General features: G+C 39.8%; 1 protein-coding gene. It reads right to left on the bottom strand.

What is annotated here, in order from left to right; all coding sequences use genetic code 11:
• Window positions 1-583: 583 nt before the first annotated feature.
• Window positions 584-1,364, bottom strand: a 781-nt coding sequence (locus tag Q0236_RS05260; protein ID WP_297915799.1) for a hypothetical protein, incomplete at its 5' end; no start/stop codon positions are given.

Raw genomic sequence — 1,364 nt, 5'->3', positions numbered from 1 at the left:
AAATTTAAACGCGATAAAATTTGGGCAGTGAAATTTTAAGAGCTGCGTAGCGTGGAGCTTGTAGCTTTAAATTTGATTTAAATCCGCGCTTAGGCTTTGGCATCAATTAGAGTTTTATTTTGGCAAAATTTTATTATGATAGAGTTATGTCTTGGAATTTTGCCGTAGAATGCGATGTGAAATTTAGCTTTGAATTTCGCGCCGAATTGCGTGAATAAAATTCTGCGTCGATATGTGCTGAGCGCGCGAGATTTAAAGATGGAATTTAGCGGTAGGATTTTACAGACGCGATGTAAAATTACTATGGCTTTTATCAAATAAAAGAGAACATTGCATCGAAATTCGCAGGTATTGGTGTATTTTTGTAAGCGTGCGTTAACGCATATAAAAGACATATATTGCTTTAGGGCGTGCGATCTGCGCCTACAATTGCGGAATTTTATTGCGATAAAATTTTACTTTGATAAACTTCAAATCCCCGCTAAATTCTGTCTTCGTGCTAAATTTTGTGATGAAATTTTGAGTGGAATTCTATCGTAGTAAAATTTCATCGCAGCCAAATCTGCGGTAAAATTTTGTAAAATTATTTTTTAATCCGCCTTAGCATACAAAATCCAAGGAAATAAAGCGGCGACATAACGATAAAAATTATGATGTACCTCCACGCCGTGCTCGCAAAAAATAGCCCCGTAAGCTCCATAAATTTCATCGACGCGCCAGTATAGCGGTCGCCGATGCCGATGAAAATAATAGCCGCGAGCTCCACAAGTAGCGCAGGAGCAAATAGGATCGAGCCTGCGGTTTTGAAAAACATAAATGCAAAAGCCTTGAACTTATAATAAAACGAAATGAGCCCAAATCCGATCACACCGCAGATAAAAATCTGCTCGAACTCATCCAGCCCCAGGCTCTTATCCTGTAGGATCGTAGAGATGACGCACAGGATGATAAAGACGTTGTAATTCGCCATTTGACGCATCGGGTATTGATCGTGCGTCGCTATGGAGAGTAGGTTTATCGCGCGGTTAAGCGGCAGCAGATAAAATAGCGCAAAACTAAGGAAAATCAGCAGATCCATCACCATATAAACCGTGTCTTGATTGACGTAGTCTTGGATCTGCGAAAAAGATAGAAATATGCTTGCGATTTGCGAGCGGAATATCAAAATAATGACTATCGGCGCTATGGGCAGGATTATGGATTTAAGCCCTTCCTTGCGGATAGATGAAGTATAAATTTTACTCTCGACGCTTTGTGTGGTGCGCAGATCGTCTGTTTGGACGAACTCAAATCCCAAAAATTTAGGTTTTTTTGCACTCGCGGGTTTGGCTTTGCGAGGAAGTTTGAATTTTTTAAATTTTTTT

The organism is uncultured Campylobacter sp. (assembly GCF_938031315.1).
Lineage (GTDB): Bacteria > Campylobacterota > Campylobacteria > Campylobacterales > Campylobacteraceae > Campylobacter_B.
The sequence above is the reverse complement of the archived record's forward strand: the minus strand, read 5'-3'. Positions and strand labels throughout refer to the sequence as shown.